The sequence below is a fragment of the Maribacter sp. genome, from assembly GCF_039968975.1.
GTDB lineage: Bacteria > Bacteroidota > Bacteroidia > Flavobacteriales > Flavobacteriaceae > Maribacter.
Genome location: NZ_JBDVOT010000074.1, coordinates 1 through 23106, shown reverse-complemented (window position 1 = coordinate 23106; position 23106 = coordinate 1). Strand labels below are relative to the sequence as shown.

Annotated in this window: 17 protein-coding genes; 11 read left to right on the top strand and 6 right to left on the bottom strand. The window is 34.2% G+C overall.

The annotated features are described in order from the left end of the window. Positions 1-833, bottom strand: an 833-nt coding sequence (locus ABJI11_RS05200; protein WP_348350052.1) for an AI-2E family transporter, incomplete at its 3' end; no start/stop codon positions are given. Between the two features lie 3 nt (positions 834-836). After that, positions 837-1487, bottom strand: a complete 651-nt coding sequence (locus ABJI11_RS05195) for a DUF4159 domain-containing protein (protein ID WP_348350050.1) — start codon at positions 1485-1487, stop codon at positions 837-839. 36 nt (positions 1488-1523) lie between these two features. Here ABJI11_RS05195 and ABJI11_RS05190 point away from each other — a divergent pair, with 36 nt between their 5' ends. Further along, positions 1524-2315 (top strand): DUF1223 domain-containing protein, encoded by a 792-nt coding sequence (locus tag ABJI11_RS05190; RefSeq protein ID WP_348350048.1) that lies wholly within the window; start codon positions 1524-1526, stop codon positions 2313-2315. Between the two features lie 2 nt (positions 2316-2317). On the opposite strand, the gene ABJI11_RS05185 is transcribed toward ABJI11_RS05190, so the two are convergent. Together ABJI11_RS05185 and tsaD are read right to left on the bottom strand one after the other, a co-directional pair. After that, positions 2318-3025, bottom strand: a complete 708-nt coding sequence (locus ABJI11_RS05185; protein WP_348350046.1) for a 16S rRNA (uracil(1498)-N(3))-methyltransferase — start codon at positions 3023-3025, stop codon at positions 2318-2320. Between the two features lie 17 nt (positions 3026-3042). After that, the gene (tsaD, locus tag ABJI11_RS05180) at positions 3043-4071 is read right to left on the bottom strand and encodes a tRNA (adenosine(37)-N6)-threonylcarbamoyltransferase complex transferase subunit TsaD (RefSeq protein ID WP_348350044.1); all 1029 of its coding nucleotides are present in this window, start codon (positions 4069-4071) and stop codon (positions 3043-3045) included. A 68-nt stretch (positions 4072-4139) separates the two neighbouring features. Here tsaD and ABJI11_RS05175 point away from each other — a divergent pair, with 68 nt between their 5' ends. From ABJI11_RS05175 to ABJI11_RS05160, 4 genes are all read left to right on the top strand, one after another. Next, positions 4140-8585, top strand: coding sequence for a translocation/assembly module TamB domain-containing protein (locus ABJI11_RS05175; protein WP_348350054.1), 4446 nt, complete (start codon positions 4140-4142; stop codon positions 8583-8585). A 162-nt stretch (positions 8586-8747) separates the two neighbouring features. Continuing rightward, the gene (pfkA, locus tag ABJI11_RS05170; RefSeq protein ID WP_348350042.1) at positions 8748-9734 is read left to right on the top strand and encodes a 6-phosphofructokinase; all 987 of its coding nucleotides are present in this window, start codon (positions 8748-8750) and stop codon (positions 9732-9734) included. 23 nt (positions 9735-9757) lie between these two features. Next, positions 9758-10759, top strand: a complete 1002-nt coding sequence (gene gap, locus ABJI11_RS05165) for a type I glyceraldehyde-3-phosphate dehydrogenase (RefSeq protein ID WP_348350040.1) — start codon at positions 9758-9760, stop codon at positions 10757-10759. A gap of 87 nt (positions 10760-10846) precedes the next feature. Then, positions 10847-11698: an N-acetylglucosamine kinase gene (locus ABJI11_RS05160; RefSeq protein ID WP_348350039.1), complete on the top strand. Its 852-nt coding sequence runs from the start codon at positions 10847-10849 to the stop codon at positions 11696-11698. 4 nt (positions 11699-11702) lie between these two features. On the opposite strand, the gene ABJI11_RS05155 is transcribed toward ABJI11_RS05160, so the two are convergent. Both ABJI11_RS05155 and ABJI11_RS05150 read right to left on the bottom strand, forming a co-directional pair. Continuing rightward, complete coding sequence (locus tag ABJI11_RS05155; RefSeq protein WP_348350037.1) at positions 11703-12083, bottom strand: RidA family protein; 381 nt, start codon at positions 12081-12083, stop codon at positions 11703-11705. 19 nt (positions 12084-12102) lie between these two features. After that, positions 12103-14865 carry a putative LPS assembly protein LptD gene (locus ABJI11_RS05150; RefSeq protein WP_348350035.1) on the bottom strand — a complete coding sequence of 921 codons (2763 nt, stop codon included), beginning with the start codon at positions 14863-14865 and terminating at the stop codon, positions 12103-12105. A gap of 104 nt (positions 14866-14969) precedes the next feature. Here ABJI11_RS05150 and ABJI11_RS05145 point away from each other — a divergent pair, with 104 nt between their 5' ends. The 6 genes from ABJI11_RS05145 (at position 14970) to ABJI11_RS05120 (ending at position 23038) form a co-directional block, all read left to right on the top strand. Then, the gene (locus tag ABJI11_RS05145; RefSeq protein ID WP_348350033.1) at positions 14970-16286 is read left to right on the top strand and encodes an N-acetylmuramoyl-L-alanine amidase; all 1317 of its coding nucleotides are present in this window, start codon (positions 14970-14972) and stop codon (positions 16284-16286) included. A gap of 47 nt (positions 16287-16333) precedes the next feature. Then, positions 16334-17299, top strand: a complete 966-nt coding sequence (locus ABJI11_RS05140) for an MlaD family protein (RefSeq protein WP_348350031.1) — start codon at positions 16334-16336, stop codon at positions 17297-17299. Positions 17300-17409: 110 nt separating this feature from the next. Further along, positions 17410-18735: a (Fe-S)-binding protein gene (locus tag ABJI11_RS05135; RefSeq protein WP_348350029.1), complete on the top strand. Its 1326-nt coding sequence runs from the start codon at positions 17410-17412 to the stop codon at positions 18733-18735. A gap of 8 nt (positions 18736-18743) precedes the next feature. Continuing rightward, the gene (locus tag ABJI11_RS05130; protein WP_348350027.1) at positions 18744-19535 is read left to right on the top strand and encodes a (Fe-S)-binding protein; all 792 of its coding nucleotides are present in this window, start codon (positions 18744-18746) and stop codon (positions 19533-19535) included. A 16-nt stretch (positions 19536-19551) separates the two neighbouring features. After that, the gene (locus ABJI11_RS05125) at positions 19552-20034 is read left to right on the top strand and encodes an ABC transporter ATPase (protein WP_348350025.1); all 483 of its coding nucleotides are present in this window, start codon (positions 19552-19554) and stop codon (positions 20032-20034) included. Positions 20035-20128: 94 nt separating this feature from the next. After that, positions 20129-23038, top strand: coding sequence for a glycoside hydrolase family 3 N-terminal domain-containing protein (locus ABJI11_RS05120; RefSeq protein ID WP_348350023.1), 2910 nt, complete (start codon positions 20129-20131; stop codon positions 23036-23038). Positions 23039-23106 lie beyond the last annotated feature (68 nt).

Sequence of the window (23106 nt, the reverse complement as noted above, 5' to 3'; positions counted from 1 at the left end):
CTAAAATCAAAGCCTAAATTACTGGTCATGGTCAGTGTCAACATAATAACACCACCAATTATTGGGCCTATATAGGGTATGATATTAAAAAGGGCGCAGAGAAATGCGATAACTACGGCATTTTCAATACCAACTATTAATAAAACTATTGTGTAGATTACAAATAGAATAAAAATTTGAAGTAGAAGACCAACAAAGTATCTTGACAATAATCCATTAATTTTTCCAATTGAATTGGTGGTGCCTTTCTTTTTGTCAACCGGTACAAATATCAATAAACCATGTTCAAATAATTTACTGTCTTTTAAAAAGAAAAATGAAATAAAGAGCACTGAGAACAATCCAATACTTGCCGTGCTCAAGATATTTAAAAAGGAATTTAAAAAATTTGGAATAAAGCCTATATCTAAGCCTTGTAGTATATTTTGTTCTAAACCAGAATCATCAATTACATCTTCAACTATATGTGATGAAAGCCCTAGGTAATTTGTTATTTGATGATATAATGTGTTTAAGCTTTTTTGTAATTCATCAATGTCAAGTAAAGATAGGTTTTTGCCTTGCTCCGTTAACAATGGTATAAACAAGGCTACAATACCCACTAACAACCCAACCATTAAAAGCATTGTGATAATAACGGCTAGAATATTTGGTAGTTTAAGTCGTAATCTAAAAAAACGAACTAAAGGGCTGCCTATTAACGCCGTAACAGCGGCAATTGCCAAGTATGCTATAACAGATTGTATAGTGTATAAGAAGTATAATAAAAGAGTAATACCAACTAGTACTCCTATTGCTCTTAGTATGCCTTGCGATATGGTTTTTGAGGTCATCGATTAATATTTAAAGGCATAAGTTATAATATTAGCTCCCATTTGTAGTGCCTTTTCTCTAATCTCTACAGGATCGTTATGTACCGTAGGGTCCTCCCAGCCATCACCTAAATCTGATTCTGATGTAAATAATAATACGATTCTATTGTTTATTGATATAGCAAATGCTTGCGGGCGCTGCCCATCATGCTCATGAATTTTTGGTAATCCTTTAGGGAAAGAATACGTGTTTTTAAAAATCTGATGCTCTGCACCTAACTCTTCTAATTCTGTATCTGGAAAAAGCCTTTTAATTTCTCTGGTGATATAAGGCTTCATACCATAATTGTCATCAATATGTAAAAAACCGCCAGATAAAAGGTAATTTCTTAAGTTGTCTAATTCCTCATCTGAAAAGACAACATTGCCATGCCCGGTCATATGCAAGAAAGGATATTGAAAAATGGAACTACTGCCAACTTCTACAGTTTCAGGTTTACTGTTAATAGTTGTGTTAATATTATTATTGCAAAATTTAATTAAGTTAGGTAATGCAGTTGGGTTGGCATACCAATCTCCACCACCTTGATATTTTAAAATAGCTAATTCTTGTGATGACATCTGAAAACAGAAGAACAACAAGGTTAAAGCAAGATAAATTGTAAGTTTTTTCATTTTAATTCGAATAATAGAATACTTAATTATACTATTATGTTACATAAAAAAATAATTGTTCTATTGTTTATGGGGGCAGGTCTTTTATTAACCTCCTTTATTAAATCTCAACCGAGTAAAGATAATAAAGTTGATGATGCTTTTTCTTCAAAGTATTCAGAAAATGTATTGAACGGAATGGTAGTGTTAGAGCTCTTTACTTCACAGGGATGTTCTAGTTGTCCGCCAGCCGATGATTTGTTGCAGGAAGTAAAGATTAAGTATCCTGAAAATGTATTTGTACTTAGTTATCATGTTGATTATTGGAATTATATAGGTTGGACTGATCCATTTAGCAATAAAGAGTTTACCGAAAAGCAAAGCAGTTACAATAGAAAGTTTGGATATAGAGGTAATTATACGCCAGAACTGGTGGTTAATGGGAAAGAACATTTGGTAGGTTCAAATAGGGGCAAGGTAATAAACGCTATCAATAAATATTCTGCTGTGAAATCAGAAAATCAATTTATTGTTCAAAATTTAAAAAGGGGAATTGATAAAGTAAATTTTGATTATAATATTGTTGGGAATACATCAGGTAAAACTGCGCGAGCTGTTTTGGTATTAAACGAAAGAACTACACAAGTAAAAAGAGGTGAGAACAGGCAAAGAACATTAGTGAATTCTAACATTGTGGTAGCAGAAAAGAGTATGAAAATTGAGGATAATAGTCTTGTTGGGGCCATAAATATTCCTTCAATTGTTAAAAACAAAGAAGAGCTTATTCTCATGTTGCTTATAGAAAACAGAAATGGTGATATTATAGGTGCGGTTAATGCAGTTATATAAAGTTAGCCATTATTTATTGTCGCTATAATGGTGCAGGCTACAATTGCAGCTGTTTCTGTTCTTAATCTTGTTTTGCCCATGGCAACAGGTGCGTAGCCTTTTTGCATAGCATTCTTTATCTCTTCAGGAGAAAAATCACCTTCAGGACCTATTAAGATGGTAACATTTTTATCTGTAGAAACCCTTTTTTTTAGTTCATGCCGCTCTGTGTCTTCGCAATGCGCAATAAATTGTAGTTCAGTTGTTGGTTTTTCTAAAAATTCAGAGAAACTAATGGGTTCGTTTAGTTTGGGTAAATATGTTTGTAAAGATTGCTTCATCGCTGATTCTAGTACACGTTGCATACGCTCTAGTTTTAATACTTTGCGTTCTGATCTTTCACAAATAATGGGTGTAATCTCATCAATGCCTATTTCAGTAGCTTTTTCTAAAAACCACTCAAAACGATCATTCATTTTTGTTGGTGCAACTGCTATGTGTAACCAATGCGATTTTGGATGAGTTTTCTTTGAGGATACAAGTTCAACTTCACATTTTTTTAAATTATCGCCAATTATTTTTGCTTCAAATAAGTAGCCATTTCCATTTGTAATCCACAACTGATCACCATGTTTTTTTCTCAAAACTTTTATGATGTGCTTACTTTCATTACTATCAAAAATGAAAGTAGGATCTGTGGGTTTAATATCTGAATTGTAAAATAATTGCATGTGGGTTGTTTTAAAAACTATGATATAACATATCTGGCTTTGGCAGTTACATCTTGTTGAGAAAATTTCTCGTTTTTATATTTTTGATAGCCTACAATACCTATCATAGCGGCATTATCAGTGCAATACTCAAATTTTGGGATGTAAGTTTTCCATCCGTACTTTGATTGTGCTTCAGTTAGCGCATTTCTAATTCCAGAATTTGCCGATACTCCACCGCCAATGGCAATTTCTTTTATGCCTGTTTGCTTTACGGCTTTTTTCAGTTTTCTCATCAATATAGTGATGATGGTATACTGAATAGAGGCACAAATATCTTCAAGATTGTCCTTTATAAAATCTGGATTTTCTTTCGTTTGTCTTTGTATAAAATATAAAATATTGGTTTTTAATCCACTGAAACTAAAATCTAAATCTTTAACATTTGGTATGGTAAATTCAAATTTATTCGGGTTGCCTGTTGCTGCATATTTGTCTATCAAGGGGCCGCCAGGGTAGGGTAGACCTAAAATTTTTGCACTTTTATCAAATGCTTCGCCAACCGCATCATCTAATGTTTGTCCAATAATTTTCATATCAAAAAAATCGTTGACTTGAACAATCTGTGTGTGACCTCCACTTATGGTCAACGCCAAAAAAGGAAATGACGGTGCCTTCATAGTTTTGTCATCTATAAAATGAGCTAAAATATGGGCTTTCATGTGGTTAACTTCAATAAGTGGTATTTGTAAACCTAATGATAAAGATTTTGCAAATGAGGTACCTACAAGTAATGAGCCCATTAGTCCAGGTCCACGTGTAAATGCTATGGCTGATAATTGTTTTTTATCGATATTTGCTTTGGCTATGGCTTGATGAACGACAGGGACTATATTTTGTTGATGCGCTCTTGAAGCAAGTTCTGGTACAACCCCTCCGTATTCTTCGTGAATAGCTTGGGTAGCCACAACATTACTGAGCACTTTATCGTTCATTAAAACTGCCGCAGAAGTGTCGTCACATGAAGATTCTATAGCAAGTATATAAATTGTATCGTGTTCAGACATATTTGGAATAAAATTTGAGCAACAAAGGTAAAACATAAAGACCTATCAAAAAACTGAGAAAAATATTGGTGAGAACATTATTGGTGCTAGTGCTGATATGTGTTTTAGGTACCATCATTTTTTCACTCCCAGTGGTTCAGACCTTGCTGGCGCAGTTTGCTACGAAAAAAATTAACGATCAGTATGGTACGCATATCAATATTGAGCGATTAAAGGTTTCTTTGATTTCATGGAAAACAGGTTTGGAAGGTGTTTTTATAGAAGATTACAAACAAGACACTTTATTCTATGTAAATGAGCTTAAAACATCTGTTTTAAGTATTAATAATTTAGTACAAGGAAATTTAGAATTTGGCGATATTGAAGTTGATAAATTAAACTTTAAGCTTAAAAGGTATTTCGGTGAAACCAATACTAATTTAGAGGTTTTTGTAGATAAACTTGATAATGGTAATCCTAGAGCTCCTGGTGCGCCACCTTTTAGACTTTCATCATCCAAGGTTGATATTGAAAATAGCAGGTTTAAGTATATTGATGAAAATTTAAATAACGCAAATGTTTTAAATTTTGATAGTCTTAATATCAATGCAGGAGATTTTTTAATTCTAGGTCCTGAGGTTTCTGCAGATATTCAAGAAATGTCTTTCTTTAGTAATAGAGGATTAAAAGTTGATAGGTTAGCTACAAATTTTAAGTATACGAAACAGCAAATGCGTTTTGATTCTTTAAAAATTGAAACACCTCTTTCTGCTTTAGATGGAAACTTGGTATTTAACTATGATCGTAAAGATTTTGCAGATTTTTTGAACAAGGTTAATATTGTAGCGGAGTTTAAGGAATCTAGGGTGGCTTTTGATGAAGTCAATTTGTTGTACAATGAATTTGGTAAGGGAAAAGAGGTAACATTCAATGCCAATGTAAACGGAGTGCTAAATGATCTTAATACTGATGATCTCTTTCTTTTTTCTGATGATACCGGTATACGTGGCGATTTTAATTTTAAAAATTTATTCAATAAGCAAAAGCCTTTTAGCTTAAATGCTGAAATGAAGAATGTTACCAGTAGCTATTATCAGTTAAATGCTTTGTTACCTAATTTAATTGGTAAGTCATTACCATCGTCTTTTAGTAAACTTGGACAATTTACAATTCGTGGAAACACCTTTATTACTAAATCTTCTATAGATGCAAAAATCAATTTAAATACTGCTGTTGGTAGTAGTTATGCTGATATCGTGTTAAGTGATTTTAATAATATCGATAATGCGACATATAAAGGATTTATTTCTTTGATAGACTTTGATTTGGGTGATTTTGCTGAGAATAAAAACCTTGGTAAAATAACTCTAGATTTTAATGTAGAAGGTAAGGGGTTTGTTAAAGAAAAATTGAATACCGAGGTTATAGGACAAATATATTCTATAGAATTTAATAGGTATAACTACCAAGATTTGCGCGTTTCAGGTATAATTAAAGACCAGTTGTTCGATGGTTCTTTGATCAGTAACGATGAGAATTTCAAATTTGATTTTAAAGGTCTTGCGAATATTGCAGAAACTAGAAATAATTTCAACTTTATTGCCTCTGTAGACTATGCTGATTTAAAGAAACTGAATATTATCAATGATAGCGTTTCAGTTTTTAAGGGTAATGTTAGTATGGATATTACGGGTAACACTCTAGACAACATTATTGGAGATATAAATTTTACAAAAACAAGCTATCAAAACGTAAACGACACATATTATTTTGATGATTTTGCAGTGACTTCTAGCTTTGGTGAAAATCGCGAGCGGACTATAAATATAAACTCACCAGATATCATTACCGGTTTTATGAAAGGTAATTTTAAAGTTAAAGAGTTAGGTAAACTTGTTCAAAACTCTTTAGGTAGTATCTATACTAATTACAGACCTTTTCAAGTTTCTGATGGTCAAAATCTTTCCTTTAATTTTAAAATATATAATAAGATTGTTGATGTGTTTTTTCCAGAGGTGCGTTTTGATCCAAACACTTTTATAAAAGGAAATATCGTGGCTGATGATGGTGATTTTAAGCTCAATTTTGCTTCTCCAAGCATAGAGGCTTTTGGTACGGCTGCCGATAGTATTGAGATTAGAATTGATAATAAGAACCCGTTGTTCAATACTTATGTTTCGGTAGGCGAGCTAGATACACCCTATTATAATTTCAAAGATTTCAACCTGATAAATACAACTTTAAAAGATACATTGTTTTTTAGGTCTGAATTTAAGGGTGGTAGTGAGTTTAACGATTCTTACAATTTAAACTTTTACCACACTTTTAATAAGGATAACAAATCGGTTATAGGTCTTAAAACATCTGATGTAAATTTTAAAGGCAATAAATGGGTATTGAATAAAGATGGCGATAGAAAGAATAAGGTTATATTAAATAGATCTTTAGATAGTATTACAATTCAAGAAATTGTAATGAATAATGAAGAAAAAGAGCAAATTAGATTAAAAGGTCGATTGGCAGATTCAACGTACAAGGATCTACAGCTTCAGTTCAAAATTGTATCCTTAGATAAAATAACGCCTGTAATAGATAGCTTAAAATTACAGGGGGAAGTTAACGGTACCTTGAATGTGCTTCAAAAAGACGGGATCTATTTACCGTCATCAAATTTGAACATTGTTGATTTCGGAATTAACAGTATTCCTTTAGGAGATTTAGCAATTAATATTATTGGCAATAAAGATTTATCTGAGTTTCAAGTAAATTCACAATTGTCAGACAATAACGTAGAAAAATTCAGCGTAGTAGGTAGTATTGAAAATAAAGGGGAAATACCTAAAGCTGACCTGATAGCCAATTTTAGTAACTTTAGTTTAGAGCCGTTTAGTCCATTGGGTGAAGGGGTTATAGATAATATACGTGGTGATATTGATGGTAGGGTTAAGATAGAAGGAAATGTTGATAATCCTAATTTTAATGGATTGCTGACTTTAGATAATGCAGGTATTGCTGTGCCCTATTTAAATGTTGATTATGGTTTTGCTCCACGATCTAGAGTTATTCTGAAAAACCAAACTTTCGACTTTGAAAATATAGCTTTAGAAGATGTGGCAAAAGGTACACATGCCAATTTGGATGGTACTATTACCCATAGTTTTTTTAAAAATTGGGTTTTGGACCTAAATGTAGATACCCAGAATGATAGATTCTTAATTTTAAATACAGAATTTGAGGAAGGTGATTTGTATTATGGTACAGGTTATTTAAATGGTACAGGTCGTATTTATGGACCTACTACTGCTTTAAATATAACTGTAGATGGGGCTACGGCAAAAGGAACTTCTTTAAAAATACCTTTAAGTGATGTGGCAAGTGTTGGTGATTATTCATTTATTAATTTTTTAGAAAAAAAGGATAAAAAGCGAATTGAAAGCCAGCTCCAATTAAAAGATTACCAAGGTCTAGAATTAGAATTTAACCTTGATGTAACTCCAGATGCAGAAGTTGAAATTGTGACCGATACCAAGACGGGAAGCTCTCTGAAAGGTACAGGGGTGGGTATTATATTAATACAGATCAACACTAATGGCAAATTTGAAATGTACGGTGATTATGTTGTGGTTACAGGTGAATTCAATTATAAGTTTGGTGGTATCATTGATAAGAAATTTAAGGTGGAACCCGGTGGTACTATAAATTGGGATCAAAAGCCATTAGAGGCTATTTTAGATATGGAGGCGGTATATTCCCTAAATGCGAATCCTGCACCTTTACTTGATGATGCAGGATTTACGAGAAGAATCCCTACTGATGTAATAATCAGTTTAACAGGGCAGCTTCAAAAACCCGATATCGATTTTGGTATTGATTTTCCGGGTACGAACTCTATTGTTAAATCAGAATTAGAATATCGTTTGCAGGATCCAACCGTAGAAGAGAAAAATGCTATATTCCTATTGGCTCAAGGTACTTTCGTAAATTCTCAGAGCGGTATTAACCAACAGGCAATTACAGGTAATTTGGTACAAAGTGCATCCAGTATTTTAAATTCTATCTTAAGTGGCGGTAACGATAAGTTTAACCTTGGTCTATCTTATGAGCAGGGTATATTGGATCGATCAGCAGATATAGAAACAGATGATAGAATAGGGGTGACGGTATCTACGCAGATATCAGATAGAATACTGTTCAATGGTAAGGTAGGTGTTCCGGTTGGTGCATCTAGTGAAACTTTAGTGGCGGGTGATTTTGAAATACAGGTCTTATTAAATGAAGAAGGTACTTTAAGTGCCAATTTCTTTAGTAGGCAAAGTGAGATACAAGCATATTTGTCTGATCAGCAAGGCTCCACTCAAGGTGCGGGAATTTCTTATGAGGTAGATTTCAATAATTTTAAGGAACTCTTTCAAAAGATTTTGGCGACTAAACCAGAGGTTGAAGAAGAGCCTGTAAAAGAAATTCAAAACCCATCTTCGGTCATGGGTAATGATAGTTTAATTCGTTTTTATCCTAAACCAAAATCATTAGATTAATAAACAAGTCCTTATCTTTTTATTAATAAATATCAAATTTTAATAATTTGACTATTAATCTGTTACAGCGAAATCCTTTTCGTTGATTTTTTCTTAAAATGCGACTCAGTTTTATTCCGTTTTTGACGAAGATTTATTAATTTCGTTGGCTTAAATTTTTCCATGTCTTCAGAAATAAAAAAAATAGCAGTATTGACTTCGGGTGGTGATTCGCCAGGTATGAATGCAGCCATAAGATCAGTTGTTCGTACGTGTGCCTATATGAAGGTAGATTGTGTTGCAGTCTATAGAGGGTATCAAGGTATGATTGAGGGGGATTTTAAACCTATGGATGCTCGAAGCGTAAATAATATTATCAATAAAGGAGGAACTATTCTAAAATCTGCACGTTGTGATGATTTTAGAACTCCCGAAGGTAGGAAAACAGCTCATGACCAGCTCGTGAAGGCTGGTATAGATGCATTCGTAGTTATTGGAGGTGATGGTAGTTTTACAGGTGGTATGATATTCAATAGAGAATATAACTTTCCGGTAATTGGTATTCCCGGTACTATTGATAACGATATTTTTGGAACTACGTTTACCTTAGGGTTTGATACAGCATTAAATACCGTGGTAGAATGTATTGATAAAATCAGAGATACGGCAAGTTCTCACAACAGACTTTTCTTTGTAGAAGTTATGGGAAGAGATGTTGGGCATATAGCACTAAATGCAGGCGTTGGTGCGGGTGCTGAAGAAATTTTGATTCCTGAAGAGAATTTAGGATTGGACAGATTACTTGAGTCTTTGAAAAGAAGTAAAGAGTCTGGTAAGTCTTCAAGTATCGTAATTGTTGCAGAAGGTGATAAATCTGGTAAAAATGTATTTGAACTTAAAGAATATGTAGAAGAGCATTTACCAATATATGATGTTCGTGTTTCTGTACTAGGTCATATGCAAAGAGGTGGTGCGCCATCTTGTTACGATCGCGTGTTAGCTAGTAGAATGGGAGTAAAGGCGGTAGAAGCTTTATTAGAAGGTAAGACCAATCTAATGGTAGGTATTCAAGATAACAAGCTTACTTTAACGCCTATCAATAAAGCGATTAAAGGACATACAAAAATTGATAAGGAACTTATACGAGTTTCAGAAATAATGACAACTTAATAATAAACGATAAAAATAGAAAAATGTCAAATATGAAAATAGGAATAAACGGATTTGGTAGAATTGGTAGATTGGTCTTCAGAACAACAGTTAAACGTGGTGATGTTGATGTAGTTGCAATCAATGATTTGTTAGATGTGGAGCACTTAGCTTACTTGTTAAAGTATGATTCTGTTCACGGTAAATTTGATGGTACTGTAGAGGTTAAAGATGGTAACTTGGTAGTAAATGGTAAAACCGTACGTATTACTGCAGAAAGAGATCCAAAAAATATTAAGTGGGATGCTGTAGGTGCAGATACTGTTGCAGAATGTACAGGGATTTTCACAACTTTAGAAACGGCTCAATACCATATAGATGGTGGTGCTAAAAAGGTTGTTATTTCTGCTCCTTCTAAAGATGCGCCAATGTTCGTAATGGGTGTAAACCATAAAGAGGTGAAAGCATCAGATGTTATTGTATCTAATGCATCATGTACTACAAACTGTTTGGCTCCTGTTGCTAAGGTGTTAAACGATAATTTTGGTATTGAAGAGGCGTTAATGACAACAATACACGCTAGTACTTCTACTCAGTTTACTGTAGATTCACCTTCTAGAAAAAACTACCGTTTAGGTCGTTCTGCAATGTTGAACATTATACCTTCAACTACAGGTGCTGCTATCGCGGTTACTAAAGTTATACCTGCTTTAACGGGTAAGCTTACAGGTATGGCGTTTAGAGTGCCAACTGCAGATGTATCTGTAGTAGATTTAACGGTAAGAACTAAAAAGGAAACATCTTTAGATGAAATTAAAAAAGCTTTTAAAGCTGCCTCTGAAGGAGAGCTTAACGGTGTGTTAGGTTATACTGACGAAGCTGTTGTTTCTCAAGATTTCGTAACTGACCCAAGAACTAGTATTTTTGATGCAGAGGCTTGTATAGAGCTTAACTCTGGTTTCTTTAAATTAATTTCTTGGTATGATAACGAAGCTGGTTTCTCCAATAAAATGGTAGACTTAATGCAGCACGTTAATACACTATAACCTTCATTTTAGTATAACAAAGATATATCCTGAAAATGAGGCGGTTTTTCCTTGTTTTCAGGATTGTTTTTTAAAGACATTCGGTATATGATTTTAATAGTAGATAGTGGTGCAACCAAGTCAGATTGGATTGCATTGGATGACAATGGCGAACAGCTTTTTTTAACACAGACCTTAGGGCTAAGCCCTGAAGTATTGACAAAAGATGTTATTGAAGATCGTTTAGCGAATAATTTTGAAATTTCTAAAAATAGGGAGAAAGTAACCCATCTTTATTTTTATGGTGCTGGTTGTGGAACTGATCGTATGAAATTGTTCTTGAAAGCAATCTTCAAAGACTTTTTTCCTAATGCAAAAGCAGATGTAAAAGAAGATACCTATGCAGCTATATTTGCTACAACAAAAGTTGGTCATCAAGGTATTGTTTGTATTTTAGGTACTGGCTCTAATTGTAGTTATTATGATGGTAACCAATTATTTCAAAAAGTAACATCATTAGGTTATATACCTATGGATGATGGTAGTGGGAACTTTTTTGGCCGTAAATTAATACGTGACTATTACTTTCATAAAATGCCTGCAGACTTAGCGCATAAATTTGCTAAACAGCATGATTTGGATGCTGACGTTATTAAAGAGAATCTATACAAGCAACCTAATCCAAATACCTATTTAGCAACCTTTGCTCGTTTTTTAATCGAGAATAAAGACCATCCTTATTCTAAGGGGGTTATTGATAAGGGCTTTCAGCAGTTTATCAATAACTATGTAATGCAGTTTGAATTGGCAACAAAAGTGCCTATCAATTTTGTTGGTAGTGTTGCATATTACTTAAGGGAAGAATTAACCACTGTTTTGTTAAGAAACGATTTAATAGTCGGTGTAATTAGACAGAAGCCTATTGAAGGTTTGGTAGAGTTTCATAAAGCTAATATGTAAAATGCTATTTTACGGCAATCATAGAAATTTCAACATTTACAAACTTAGGTAAATTTGCAACTTCTACAGTTTCTCTCGCTGGAGCAGTTTCTGCATCAAAATAAGAAGCATATACTTCGTTAACTTCAGTGAACTGATTCATATCACTAAGAAAAATAGAAGATTTAACAACATTTTCAAAGGTCATTTCAGCTTCGGTTAAAATGGCCTTTAAATTTTCCATAGATTGTTTAGTCTCAAGTTTAATGTCTCCAGAAACCAATTCTCCAGTCATAGGGTTTAAAGGAATTTGACCTGAAATATATAAAGTACCATTACTTAATGTTGCTTGGTTATAAGGTCCTATAGGTGCTGGGGCGTTCTCTGTATTTATTATTTTTTTCATTTTTGCTAAAATTTAGTTATTAGTTTTGGCTTCTGTTTTCCCACTTAAGGTCTTTAAGTATAGATGAGTCTATACCTATGAAGAAGTACCATCTTTTGTATGTTCCAAACGGTGTCCAATTAAAGCGCATGGTAAAACTCTTTAGATCTCGTTGAAAACGTAGTTGTGTTAATGTGAATCCTTGATTTTTGAAATCGTAACCAGAAGAGCCGCCTATAGACCAGCGTGGTGCAAGTTCTATATCTCCAGAAAACATTAAAGAGTGACTACTAAATTCATTTTGCCGTGCAGAATTGCTGTAGTTTGCAGAATAGGCAAGCCTAAAGTTCCAAGGTATTTTGGTTCCAAATATTGGGTTTTCAACATCAGAATTCTTGTCGTCTTTTTTTACAGGGTTTGAATTGAAATCATCGGCACGACCGAATAGGTCATCTTCTCTACCGCCACTTTGTGCAACATAATCAAAAGGGTCTAATTCTTCTTCTTCATCTCTACCTTTGTCATCTTTTTTGCCAAACATTTCACTGCTAATCGAGTATGATACATTCGCATTTGCTCTCGTTAACCTAAAAAGACTACCACCATTGTCGATATTCCAAGTGTCTATCCTGGTTCCGTTATTGTCAATGGCATACGGGTCTAAACCTGCAGAGAAGTTTATGGACATTTTGTTGTCAAGAATATTTGTTCCCCCATTAATACTTAATGGGTTTATGCGTAGAGAGTCAGATTCAAAATTATATCCGGTAGAAATATTAAAATTACTTAAAAGTGATATTTTCTTTGGTTCTGTTTTAGTTGAATCCTTGTCTCTGACCTTTGCTTCTAAAGTATTGGCCAACGAAAAGCTTAAGCTGTTTGATTGTCCTAGAGATGGTGCTCCGTTCAGTGTACCTGTAAAACGACTGTATTGTACTTCAACACCGTCTTCACCAAGATATTCGTCATAGAACTGCTCAAAAGATGGGGCATAACCATAGCTTATAGATGGTCTTGCCGTATGTCTTATAGCTTGAATTTTTTTGTCTTCACCGAAATCAAATGTTCCGTATAGTGTGGTACCTATGCTTGCACTAAAATTATAAGTGTTGTAACGGTCAAAACCGCTAATAGTATCTATAACCACTTCTTCTAAATCATTGTCATAGCTTCTGTTGTAGGTTTCTAAAGACCAAACATCTTCATAATTACCGCCAACACTGACACTGAAAAATTTTGCCACTTTAAAGTTGGTAGCTACCGGTATGCTATGGCTTGCGCCTACTCTTGCGTTATCGAACATTTTTGAAGTGAAAAAATCTTCATCGTTTGTGGTTAAACTGTTCTGGGCATTGACACTATATTGAAAATTAATATTATCGATAATTCCCTTTTTGACACCATCTTTTTTTACAAAAGGATAAATACGCTCAACGCTTGCTTGAAATGTAGGTAGGGTCATGTTGATATTGTCGTCATCATCGTCATCATCTGTTGCTGCGGTTGTTAGCTGTGAATGAGTGGCGGTTAAACTCATGTTTACCGACGGATAATTTGGAAACGTCTTTGAGTAAGAAATGGATGAAGATAAGGTGTTGTTTTGTGTATTAGGTAAATTACTCTGTTGTAATGAATTTTGATAATAATCGCTGCTACCTAAATTCACAGATGCAGAGAACCTAGAGTTAGGGCTTGCTTTAGTGTCTTGTGAGTGCGAAAATTGAATATTATAATTCCGTGATAAGCTATAGTCGCTAAATCCTTTTTGGCTATTGACTATATTCTCAAATCTTAAATTAACATTTCCTCTATATTTATATCGTTTTGTATATATAGATGCCGTTCTGAATCCATAGCTGCCATTTGTGTAAAAATCACCTGAAAGGGTGATGTCTGCATAATCACCTAATGGAACATAGTACCCCATATCTTGAAGAAAATAACCTTGATCTGGGTCATTACCAAAAGAAGGCATTAATATACCTGCAGATCTTCCTTGTGAGAGAGGAAAATATGCGAAAGGCATGGCTATAGGCGTGGGTACATCTGCAATGTATAAATTGCTAAACCCGGCAATCACTTTCTTTTTAGGAACAAATTTTGCCTTTCGTACACGTATGTAGTAATCAGGGTTTATAGTGTCTGTAGAAGTGGTTAATTTTCCTTCACTTAAAAAGTACACTGAGTCATTTTCTTTCTTTGTAATCTCTGCATACACTTTCATGGCATCACTACCTAGTGCTCCAGCAGCTGCTTGTTGCTCTGTTCTTGAGTTCCAGATTAGAGCTTTCTGCGTGTCAAAATTAAAACGAATAGAATCTGGTATAACAATATTCTCACCTTGTTTAAAATAAGGTAGCTGACTGTAGTTGCCCAAAGAATCTACCATTCTACCTGCGTAGACTTCATTTTTAATGTAATCCATAATGATGATACCTGCCTTAAGTTCGGTATCTTGATAATAGATTTCTGCTTCGTTGTACAGATATATTTTATTTTCTTTTTGACTTAATTTTACGTAATCTTTTGCCTTGTATTTTATCTTATCTAAAAGTAAAGGAGGCTTTTGATTAAGGGAATCGGCAACTAAAGAATCATTAGTTATAGAGTCTCTGAGTGCTGTTGGAGGGAATAATGGTGCTATTATTGAATCTCTATCTGCTTTGATATTAAGAGTCGTAATTTTGCCTTCTTGACCAGTGGCGTAAAAAGCACTGGCAAAAACCACGAATAGGAAAAGTAAGTATTGTTTGTTTGATTGCAAGGCTATATATCCTATTTTTGTAAAGGTTTGGCGGTCCAATGAGCCGTTATTTAAGATGTCAAACTTACATATATTTTTTAATCCGTATGTAGGGTCTTACAATAAATTTAACCATTATAAGGGCGATATAATCCCCAAGACATATGAAAATAAAATTGTTTAGCATTTCTTTAGTATTAGCAATAGCGTTATTACTACTGTCTTTTACACCATCTGACGAGAAAATTCAATCAGATGATCCATTTATTGTTGTTCTTGATGCCGGGCACGGTGGTCATGATCCTGGTAATTTAGGTAATGGATATTTAGAAAAGAAAATAGCCTTGAATATAGTTTTAAAAGTAGGTGAAATTCTTTCCAAGAACAAAGATATCAAAGTCATTTACACTCGTAAAGACGATACATTTATAGATTTGTATGTGAGGGGAGAAGTTGCAAATAAAGCCAATGCAGATTTATTTGTATCTGTACATTGCGATTCTCATACCTCTGATGCCCACGGTGCGGGAACCTTTGTTTTAGGACTTCATGCCAATAAGCAGAATTTTGAGATTGCTAAGAAAGAAAACTCGGTAATTTATTTAGAGGATAATTACGAGAATAGATATGCTGATTACGATATTAATTCACCGGAATCTGTTATAGGACTTACTATAATGCAAGAAGAATTTTTAGATCAAAGTGTAGCGTTGGCTTCTATGATTCAAGAAAATTTCTCTAGTCAACTTAAAAGAACAGATAGAAAAGTAAAGCAAGCGGGGTTTATAGTTTTACATCAAACCTTTATGCCTAGTGTTTTAGTAGAAACGGGCTTTTTGACCAATAAAGATGAGGGTGCTTATTTAAATTCTACAAAAGGTCAGAATGAAATGGGCGATGCAATAGCTAAGGCAATTTTACATTATAAAGAAGGTGTTCAGCCAACAGTACAAGAAGTTGAAACAGTAGTGACAAAACCAACGGCCCCACCAATTAAAGAAGAAATTGTAGAAAAGGAAGAAGCAAAAAAGGAAATTGTTATTGAACCAGTAAAAGAGACTGTTGTTGAGTCGGTTAAAAACGTAGTCGATGATGTTGTAAAACCAAAAGAAGTTAGTTCGCCACCAATAAAACAAGAAGTAAAAGAAGTGGTTGATGTACCTGTGGTAAAGGAGAAGCAAGCAATCAATGAAAAGGAAGTGGCAGATTCTATTGTCTTTAAAATTCAATTAATGGCAAGTAGTAAGAATGTTGCACTTAATTCTAGTAACTTTAAAGGATTGTCAAACTTATCACAAGAGCCTTATAAAAATTTGTATCGTTATATGTATGGGGAGACAAGGTCGTATAGGGAAGCTAAAATGATGCAGACCCAAGCGAAAGAAAAAGGATACGCAACTGCATATATTGTTGCTTATAAACTTGGGGAGAGAATTCCTATTAAAAACGCAATTGACGAGGTTTCTAGTTTTAGACCATAAAGTGTCAATATTATTCATAATTTTGAGAAGACTAAAAATATTTTTGCTTGAAACTATCTAGAGAATTAAAAACAGGAATTATTGTAATTGGTGGTATATTACTTTTTATCATGGGATTCAGCTATTTGAAGTCGACTCCTATTTTTGATAATAGTAAGACGTTTTATGCCGTTTACCCTAATGTTGGTGGGTTACAATCTGGTACTAATGTTTCTATAAATGGGTTCAGTGTTGGTAAGGTTAATGATATCAGATTTTTAGATGAGAGAGGAAATCTATTGGTAACGTTTACAGTTGGTAATGAGTTTGAGTTTTCAAAAAATAGTACTGTTGAGCTATATGATACCGGTATTATTGGTGGTAAAGGATTACAGATTAAACCCATTTTTGACCAAGCATTAGCACAATCTGGCGATACATTACAAACCGAAACTAGACCGGGAATTACTGATTTGGCTCAGCAGAAGTTAAATCCTTTAGTACGTAAGGTTGAATCTGCTATTTCTGGAGCGGACTCTGTTTTGGTCAATGTGAATTCTGTTTTAGATGAAAAGACTAAAAAGGAATTGAAAGAGGTTATTGGAGGATTAAATACTTTAATTACCAGTCTTAACGGTAGTGCAATGCAACTTAATTCCGTTTTAGATACAAATAAGGATAAGTTGAATAACTCTTTTGAGAATTTTGAACAGTTGACAGCTAATTTTGCAAAGCTTTCAGATTCCTTAAATTCTGCCGGTCTAGGAAGAACTTTAGCAAGTTTAGAATCTACAATGGCTAGCTTGGATCAGGTTACTGCAAAAATAGAAAATGGTGATGGGTCACTTGGTTTACTTATGAATGATAAGGAACTATATCATAACTTAAATAATGCATCTCGTGAGTTAGACTTACTGTTACAAGATTTTCGTTTAAACCCAAAAAGGTATGTAAATGTTTCTGTTTTTGGTAAAAAGCAGAAAGATTACGAGTTGCCAGAAAATGATCCGGCAACAAATACTATAGAGAACTAAATAAACTCGAGGCAAGTCCACGAGAGATTGAATAGAAAACATAGTTATAATTTCGGCGCAAGCGTCGGGGTATTTAAATCTCGATTATCGAGTAAAGAAGACTTAATTATATGCAATATCTCCCTAATGTAATTTTTGTTATACTGCTTTTAGCAGGTATAGGTTTTTTTGTAAAAAATGTTTCTAAGTTGAAAAGAAATATTTTTTTAGGAAAAGAAGAGTCATTAACGGATGACAAACCGCAACGTTGGAAAAACATGGCAAAGATTGCCTTAGGACAATCAAAAATGGTAGTGCGACCTATTGCAGGAGCTCTACATATCATTGTTTATGTAGGTTTTGTGATTATAAACATTGAAGTTTTAGAAATTATTTTAGATGGCATTTTTGGAACCCACAGAATGTTTGCGGCATTAGGACCGGTGTATGATTTTTTAATTGGTTCTTTTGAAGTTCTTGCGCTATTGGTTATCGTTGCTGTAGTTATATTCTGGATAAGACGAAATGTAATTAAGTTACAGAGATTTTTTAAACCGGAAATGGAAGGCTGGCCAAAGAATGATGGTAACCTAATTCTTTATATTGAACTGGTCTTGATGATTCTTTTTTTAACAATGAACGGTGCGGATTATCAGTTGCAACAAATGGGAGCTGATCATTATGCAGAGGCAGGTGCATTTCCAATTAGTAGTATAATAGCCCCTGTTTTTGAAGGTATGTCAATTTCTAGTTTGGTATTATTAGAGCGTACAGCTTGGTGGCTGCATATTGCTGGAATCTTATTTTTTCTTAATTATCTATATTACTCAAAGCATTTACATATTTTACTTGCATTCCCAAATACATATTATGGTAAGTTGACACCAAAAGGACAATTCAAGAACTTGCAATCTGTTACTGATGAAGTAAAAATGATGATGGATCCTGATGCTGACCCTTATGCAGAACCTTCTGAAGATGCAGCTGTTCCAGATAAGTTTGGTGCATCAGATGTGCAAGATTTAAGTTGGGTACAATTGTTAAACGCTTATACATGTACAGAATGTGGGCGTTGCACAAGTGAATGTCCCGCAAATCAGACCGGAAAAAAATTATCTCCTCGTAAAATTATGATGGATACTCGTGACCGACTAGAAGAAGTTGGTAAGAATATCGATGCTAATAAAGGCGAGTTTAAAGACGACGGCAAGCAATTGTTGAACGATTATATTACCCCAGAAGAATTATGGGCATGTACATCTTGTAATGCCTGTGTTCAAGCCTGTCCAATTAGTATTGATCCTCTTTCAATTATTATGGATATGAGACAATATTTGGTGATGGAACAATCTGCTGCTCCTACAGATTTAAATAACATGATGGGTAATATAGAGAATAATGGAGCGCCTTGGCCATTTAACCAAATGGACCGTTTAAATTGGAGTAAAGAATCTTAAAGATAGATATGGCAAGTGAATTAAAAGTGCCTACAATGGCAGAATTTTTTGCATCGGGGACTGTACCTGAAGTTTTATTTTGGGTAGGTTGTGCTGGTAGTTTTGATGATAGGGCAAAAAAGATAACAAAGGCTTTCGTTAAGATTTTAAATAAGGCTAATGTGTCATTTGCGGTATTAGGGACCGAAGAAAGCTGTACCGGTGACCCTGCAAAGCGTGCTGGTAATGAGTTTTTGTTTCAAATGCAGGCAGTAACCAATATAGAGGTGCTGAACGCTTATGAAATTAAGAAAATAGTAACGGCATGTCCTCATTGTTTTAATACCATTAAAAATGAGTACCCTGGTTTGGGCGGTAGCTATGAAGTGGTACACCATACACAGTTTCTGAAAGATTTGCTTTCCGATGGTAGGATTTCTATGGAAGGTGGAACCTTTAAAGGAAAGCGTATTACTTTTCATGATCCTTGTTACTTAGGTAGGGCAAACGGAGTATATGAAGCTCCTAGAGATTTAATTAGAAAATTGGATGCTGAGCTAATAGAAATGAAAAGCTGTAAGCAAAGAGGTCTTTGCTGTGGAGCTGGTGGTGCGCAAATGTTCAAGGAACCAGAGAAGGGTGATAAAGATGTGAACATTGAACGTACCGAGCAGGCTTTAGAAACCAAACCTGAAATTATAGCAGCGGGTTGCCCATTCTGTAATACAATGATGACAGATGGAGTAAAGAATAAGGAAAAGGAAGATGATGTTGCAGTAATGGATATCGCTGAAATGATTGCGGCTGCAGAAGATTTATAATTTAAAAAAGTATGATTTGTTAGTAGAATTTAACACATTACCAGAGACTGCAAGAGTTTGGATATACCAATGTAATCGATCGTTTTCTGAAAAGGAAATCACTGAAATTAGAACAGATTTAGATACTTTTTTAACTTCATGGACCGCACACGGTAATGACCTAAATGCAGGTTATGAAATTAAATATAGACGATTTATAGTAATTGCTCTTGATCAAACTACACAAGGTGCTACGGGTTGTTCTATAGATGCGTCAGTACACTTTATTCAAGCTCTAGAAAAGAAATATGATGTTCTGTTACTTGATAAAATGAATGTTTCTTATAAGCAAGGACAATTTGTAGCTTATAAAAGTTTAATTGATTTTAAGGCAATGGCAAAGCAAAAAGCAATCTCAAAGAACACGATTGTGTTTAATAATCTGGTAGCCAACAAGGGAGAGTATTTAGAGCACTGGGAAGTACCTGCTTCAGAAAGTTGGCATGCTCGTTTTCTTTAACATAAATTCTTCTTAAGTATCATAATTTATTGGGTTTTATCGATGAAATGCAATAATTTCAATCCATAATAGTTATCTCAGTACATTTATATTTATGCGCTATTTTCTTATTCTTTTTTGTGGTTTATTTTGCTGTACCAGTATACTAGCTCAAAATCCTCTAGTTACTCAAGACAGCATTAGTCAACTGCGATGGGTAGATACCCAATATGATCAAATGAGTTTAGACCAAAAGCTGGGTCAACTTTTTATGGTGAGTGTTGCTTCTAACCAGAATAAGCAAGCAACAGATCAGATTAAGAATTTAATACTGCAGGAGCATTTAGGAGGAGTTATTTTTTCTAAAGGCGGACCTGTAAGACAAGCAAAACTTACCAATGATTATCAGGCAGCATCAAAGTTACCGTTACTTATTGGTATGGACGCCGAATGGGGTCTTTCTATGCGATTAGATTCTACGTATGCCTTTCCTTGGAATATGACCTTGGGTGCCATTCAAGACAATTCAATTGTTGAAAAAGTAGGCTATCAAATAGGTAAGCATGCAAAACGATTGGGTGTTCATATAAATTTTGCGCCAGATTTGGATATCAATACAAACCCAAAAAATCCAATTATAGGAAATCGTTCTTTTGGTGAGGACAGAGATAATGTTGTAGATAAAGGAACTGCTTTTGTACGTGGTATGGAGCGTGCCGGTGTATTGGCAAATGGAAAACATTTTCCTGGCCATGGTGATACAGAAGTAGATTCTCATCATAATTTACCAGTAATACCATTCTCAAGAGAACGACTGGATAGTTTAGAACTTTATCCATTTAAAAAATTAATTAATTCAGGTTTAAGCAGTATTATGGTAGCTCACTTAGAGGTGCCTGCACTTGAAATTAAGTCTGGGTTGCCTTCTTCTTTATCAGAACAAATAATTTCTGGTATTTTAAAAGATGAACTAGGTTATGAAGGCTTAATTTTTACCGATGCCCTTAATATGAAAGGTGTTTCAACTAAAGGTAAAGATGGTAGTGTTGAGTTAGATGCGTTTATGGCTGGTAATGATATGTTATTAATGCCAGAAAATATCGTTAGTGCCAAAGCAAAATTGGCAAAGGCTTATGAAAAAGGTAAGTTGACCGAAGAGCGATTAGCTTACTCCGTTAAAAAGATTTTAATGGCAAAATACAAAGCAGGGTTAAGTAAGTTGAAACCTATTGATTTAAATAATCTATACGAAGATTTAAATAGTCTTGAGGATGATATTATTTATGAGCAAGCTATAGAAAATGCGATTACGGTTGTAAAAAATAAGCTAGATATATTATCTATCAAAAATTTAGACAATAAGAAAATCGCTTATGTGAAAATGGGTGATTCAGATAACGAAGCATTTATAAAAGGTTTAAAGAACTATGCGGACGTTACAGTAGTTGAAGCAAATGATATTAACACCCTGAAAATTAAATTAAAAGAATTCAATTTGGTTATTGTAGGGCATCATAAGAGTAATGAAAGTCCGTGGAAATCTTATAAATTTTCAACTAAAGAATTAAACTGGCTGCAAGCAATTGGTAGCGAGCGTACTTCTAATCTTATACTTTGTGTTTTTGCCAAGCCATATGCGTTATCAGATATCAAATCATATGATACAATCGATGCTGTGGTAATGTCTTATCAAAATAGTGATATAGCGCAAGAGAAAACAGCAGAAATCTTATTTGGAGCTGTTAGTGCTACAGGGAAATTACCTGTTACTGCCCATCAAGAATTTCCGGTAGGTACAGGTACACAAGTTAAATCTCTAAGTAGATTGGGGTATAGTATACCTGAACGCGTAGGTATGAGCTCTAAAGGACTTAGGGAAATAGATGAATTAATGAGCCATGGGTTAGATAGTTTAATGTTTCCGGGGGCTCAGGTTTTAGTAGCCAGAAAAGGAAAGGTTATTTATCAGAAAAGTTTTGGTAAACCTACCTATGATAGTAAAGAAAAAATCACGAACGATTACATTTATGATCTTGCTTCATTGACTAAAATATTGGCCACCTTGCCCATTGTTATGAAGATGGAGGAAGAAGGAAGAATAGGTTTGAATAATACTTTTGAAGAATTGGTGCCAAATTATTCTAATACCGAAATTAAGAATGTTACGGTTTTAAAAGCGCTTTCTCATTACGGTCGTTTGCCAGCGTGGATTCCATTTTATATTAACACATTAGACGAGAATAAAAAACCTTCGGGTGAATTTTATAGAAATAAACCACTGCCTGGTTTTTCAACAAAAGTATATGATAATCTCTATTTAACAGATGCATATAAAGATTCAATTTATAACAGAATAGGTAGACAAGATTTAAAGTCCAATAGATACCGTTACAGTGACGTTTCTTATTATGTAATGAAAAAAGTTGTTGAAGAAAGTTACGGTCAAAGATTAGACGGATTAACGAATAATTTTCTATATAGTAGAATAGGAGCAAATCATACTTCATATAATCCATTAGAGAAGTTTGATAAAAATATGATAGTACCTTCAGAAGAAGATAATTATTATAGGTACGGTACGGTGCAGGGGTACGTTCATGATATGGGCGCAGCAATGCAAGCAGGAGTTGGTGGTCATGCGGGACTCTTTAGTAATTCTAATGATATAGCCAAGATTATGCAGATGTATCTTCAAGATGGCTATTATGGTGGTACTAAGTTTTTTGATTCTAGAACCATTAAAAAATTCAATACCTGTTATTTTTGTGATGACAATGTGCGTAGGGGTGTAGGGTTTGATAAACCTCAGCTTCAGCATAGCGGACCTACATGTGGCTGTGTGTCAAGAAAAAGCTTTGGACATAGTGGTTTCACAGGAACATATACTTGGGCTGATCCCGAAGAAGAAATTGTCTACGTATTTTTATCCAATAGAACATATCCATCTGCATCTAACACGCTTTTAGTTAAATCTGGGTTAAGAACAAGAATTCAACAAGTCATTTACGATTCAATTCTGAATTAAAAAAGGTAATTTTGTTGTAATGAAAATAGCAATAGTATGTTACCCTACCTTTGGTGGTAGTGGTGTTG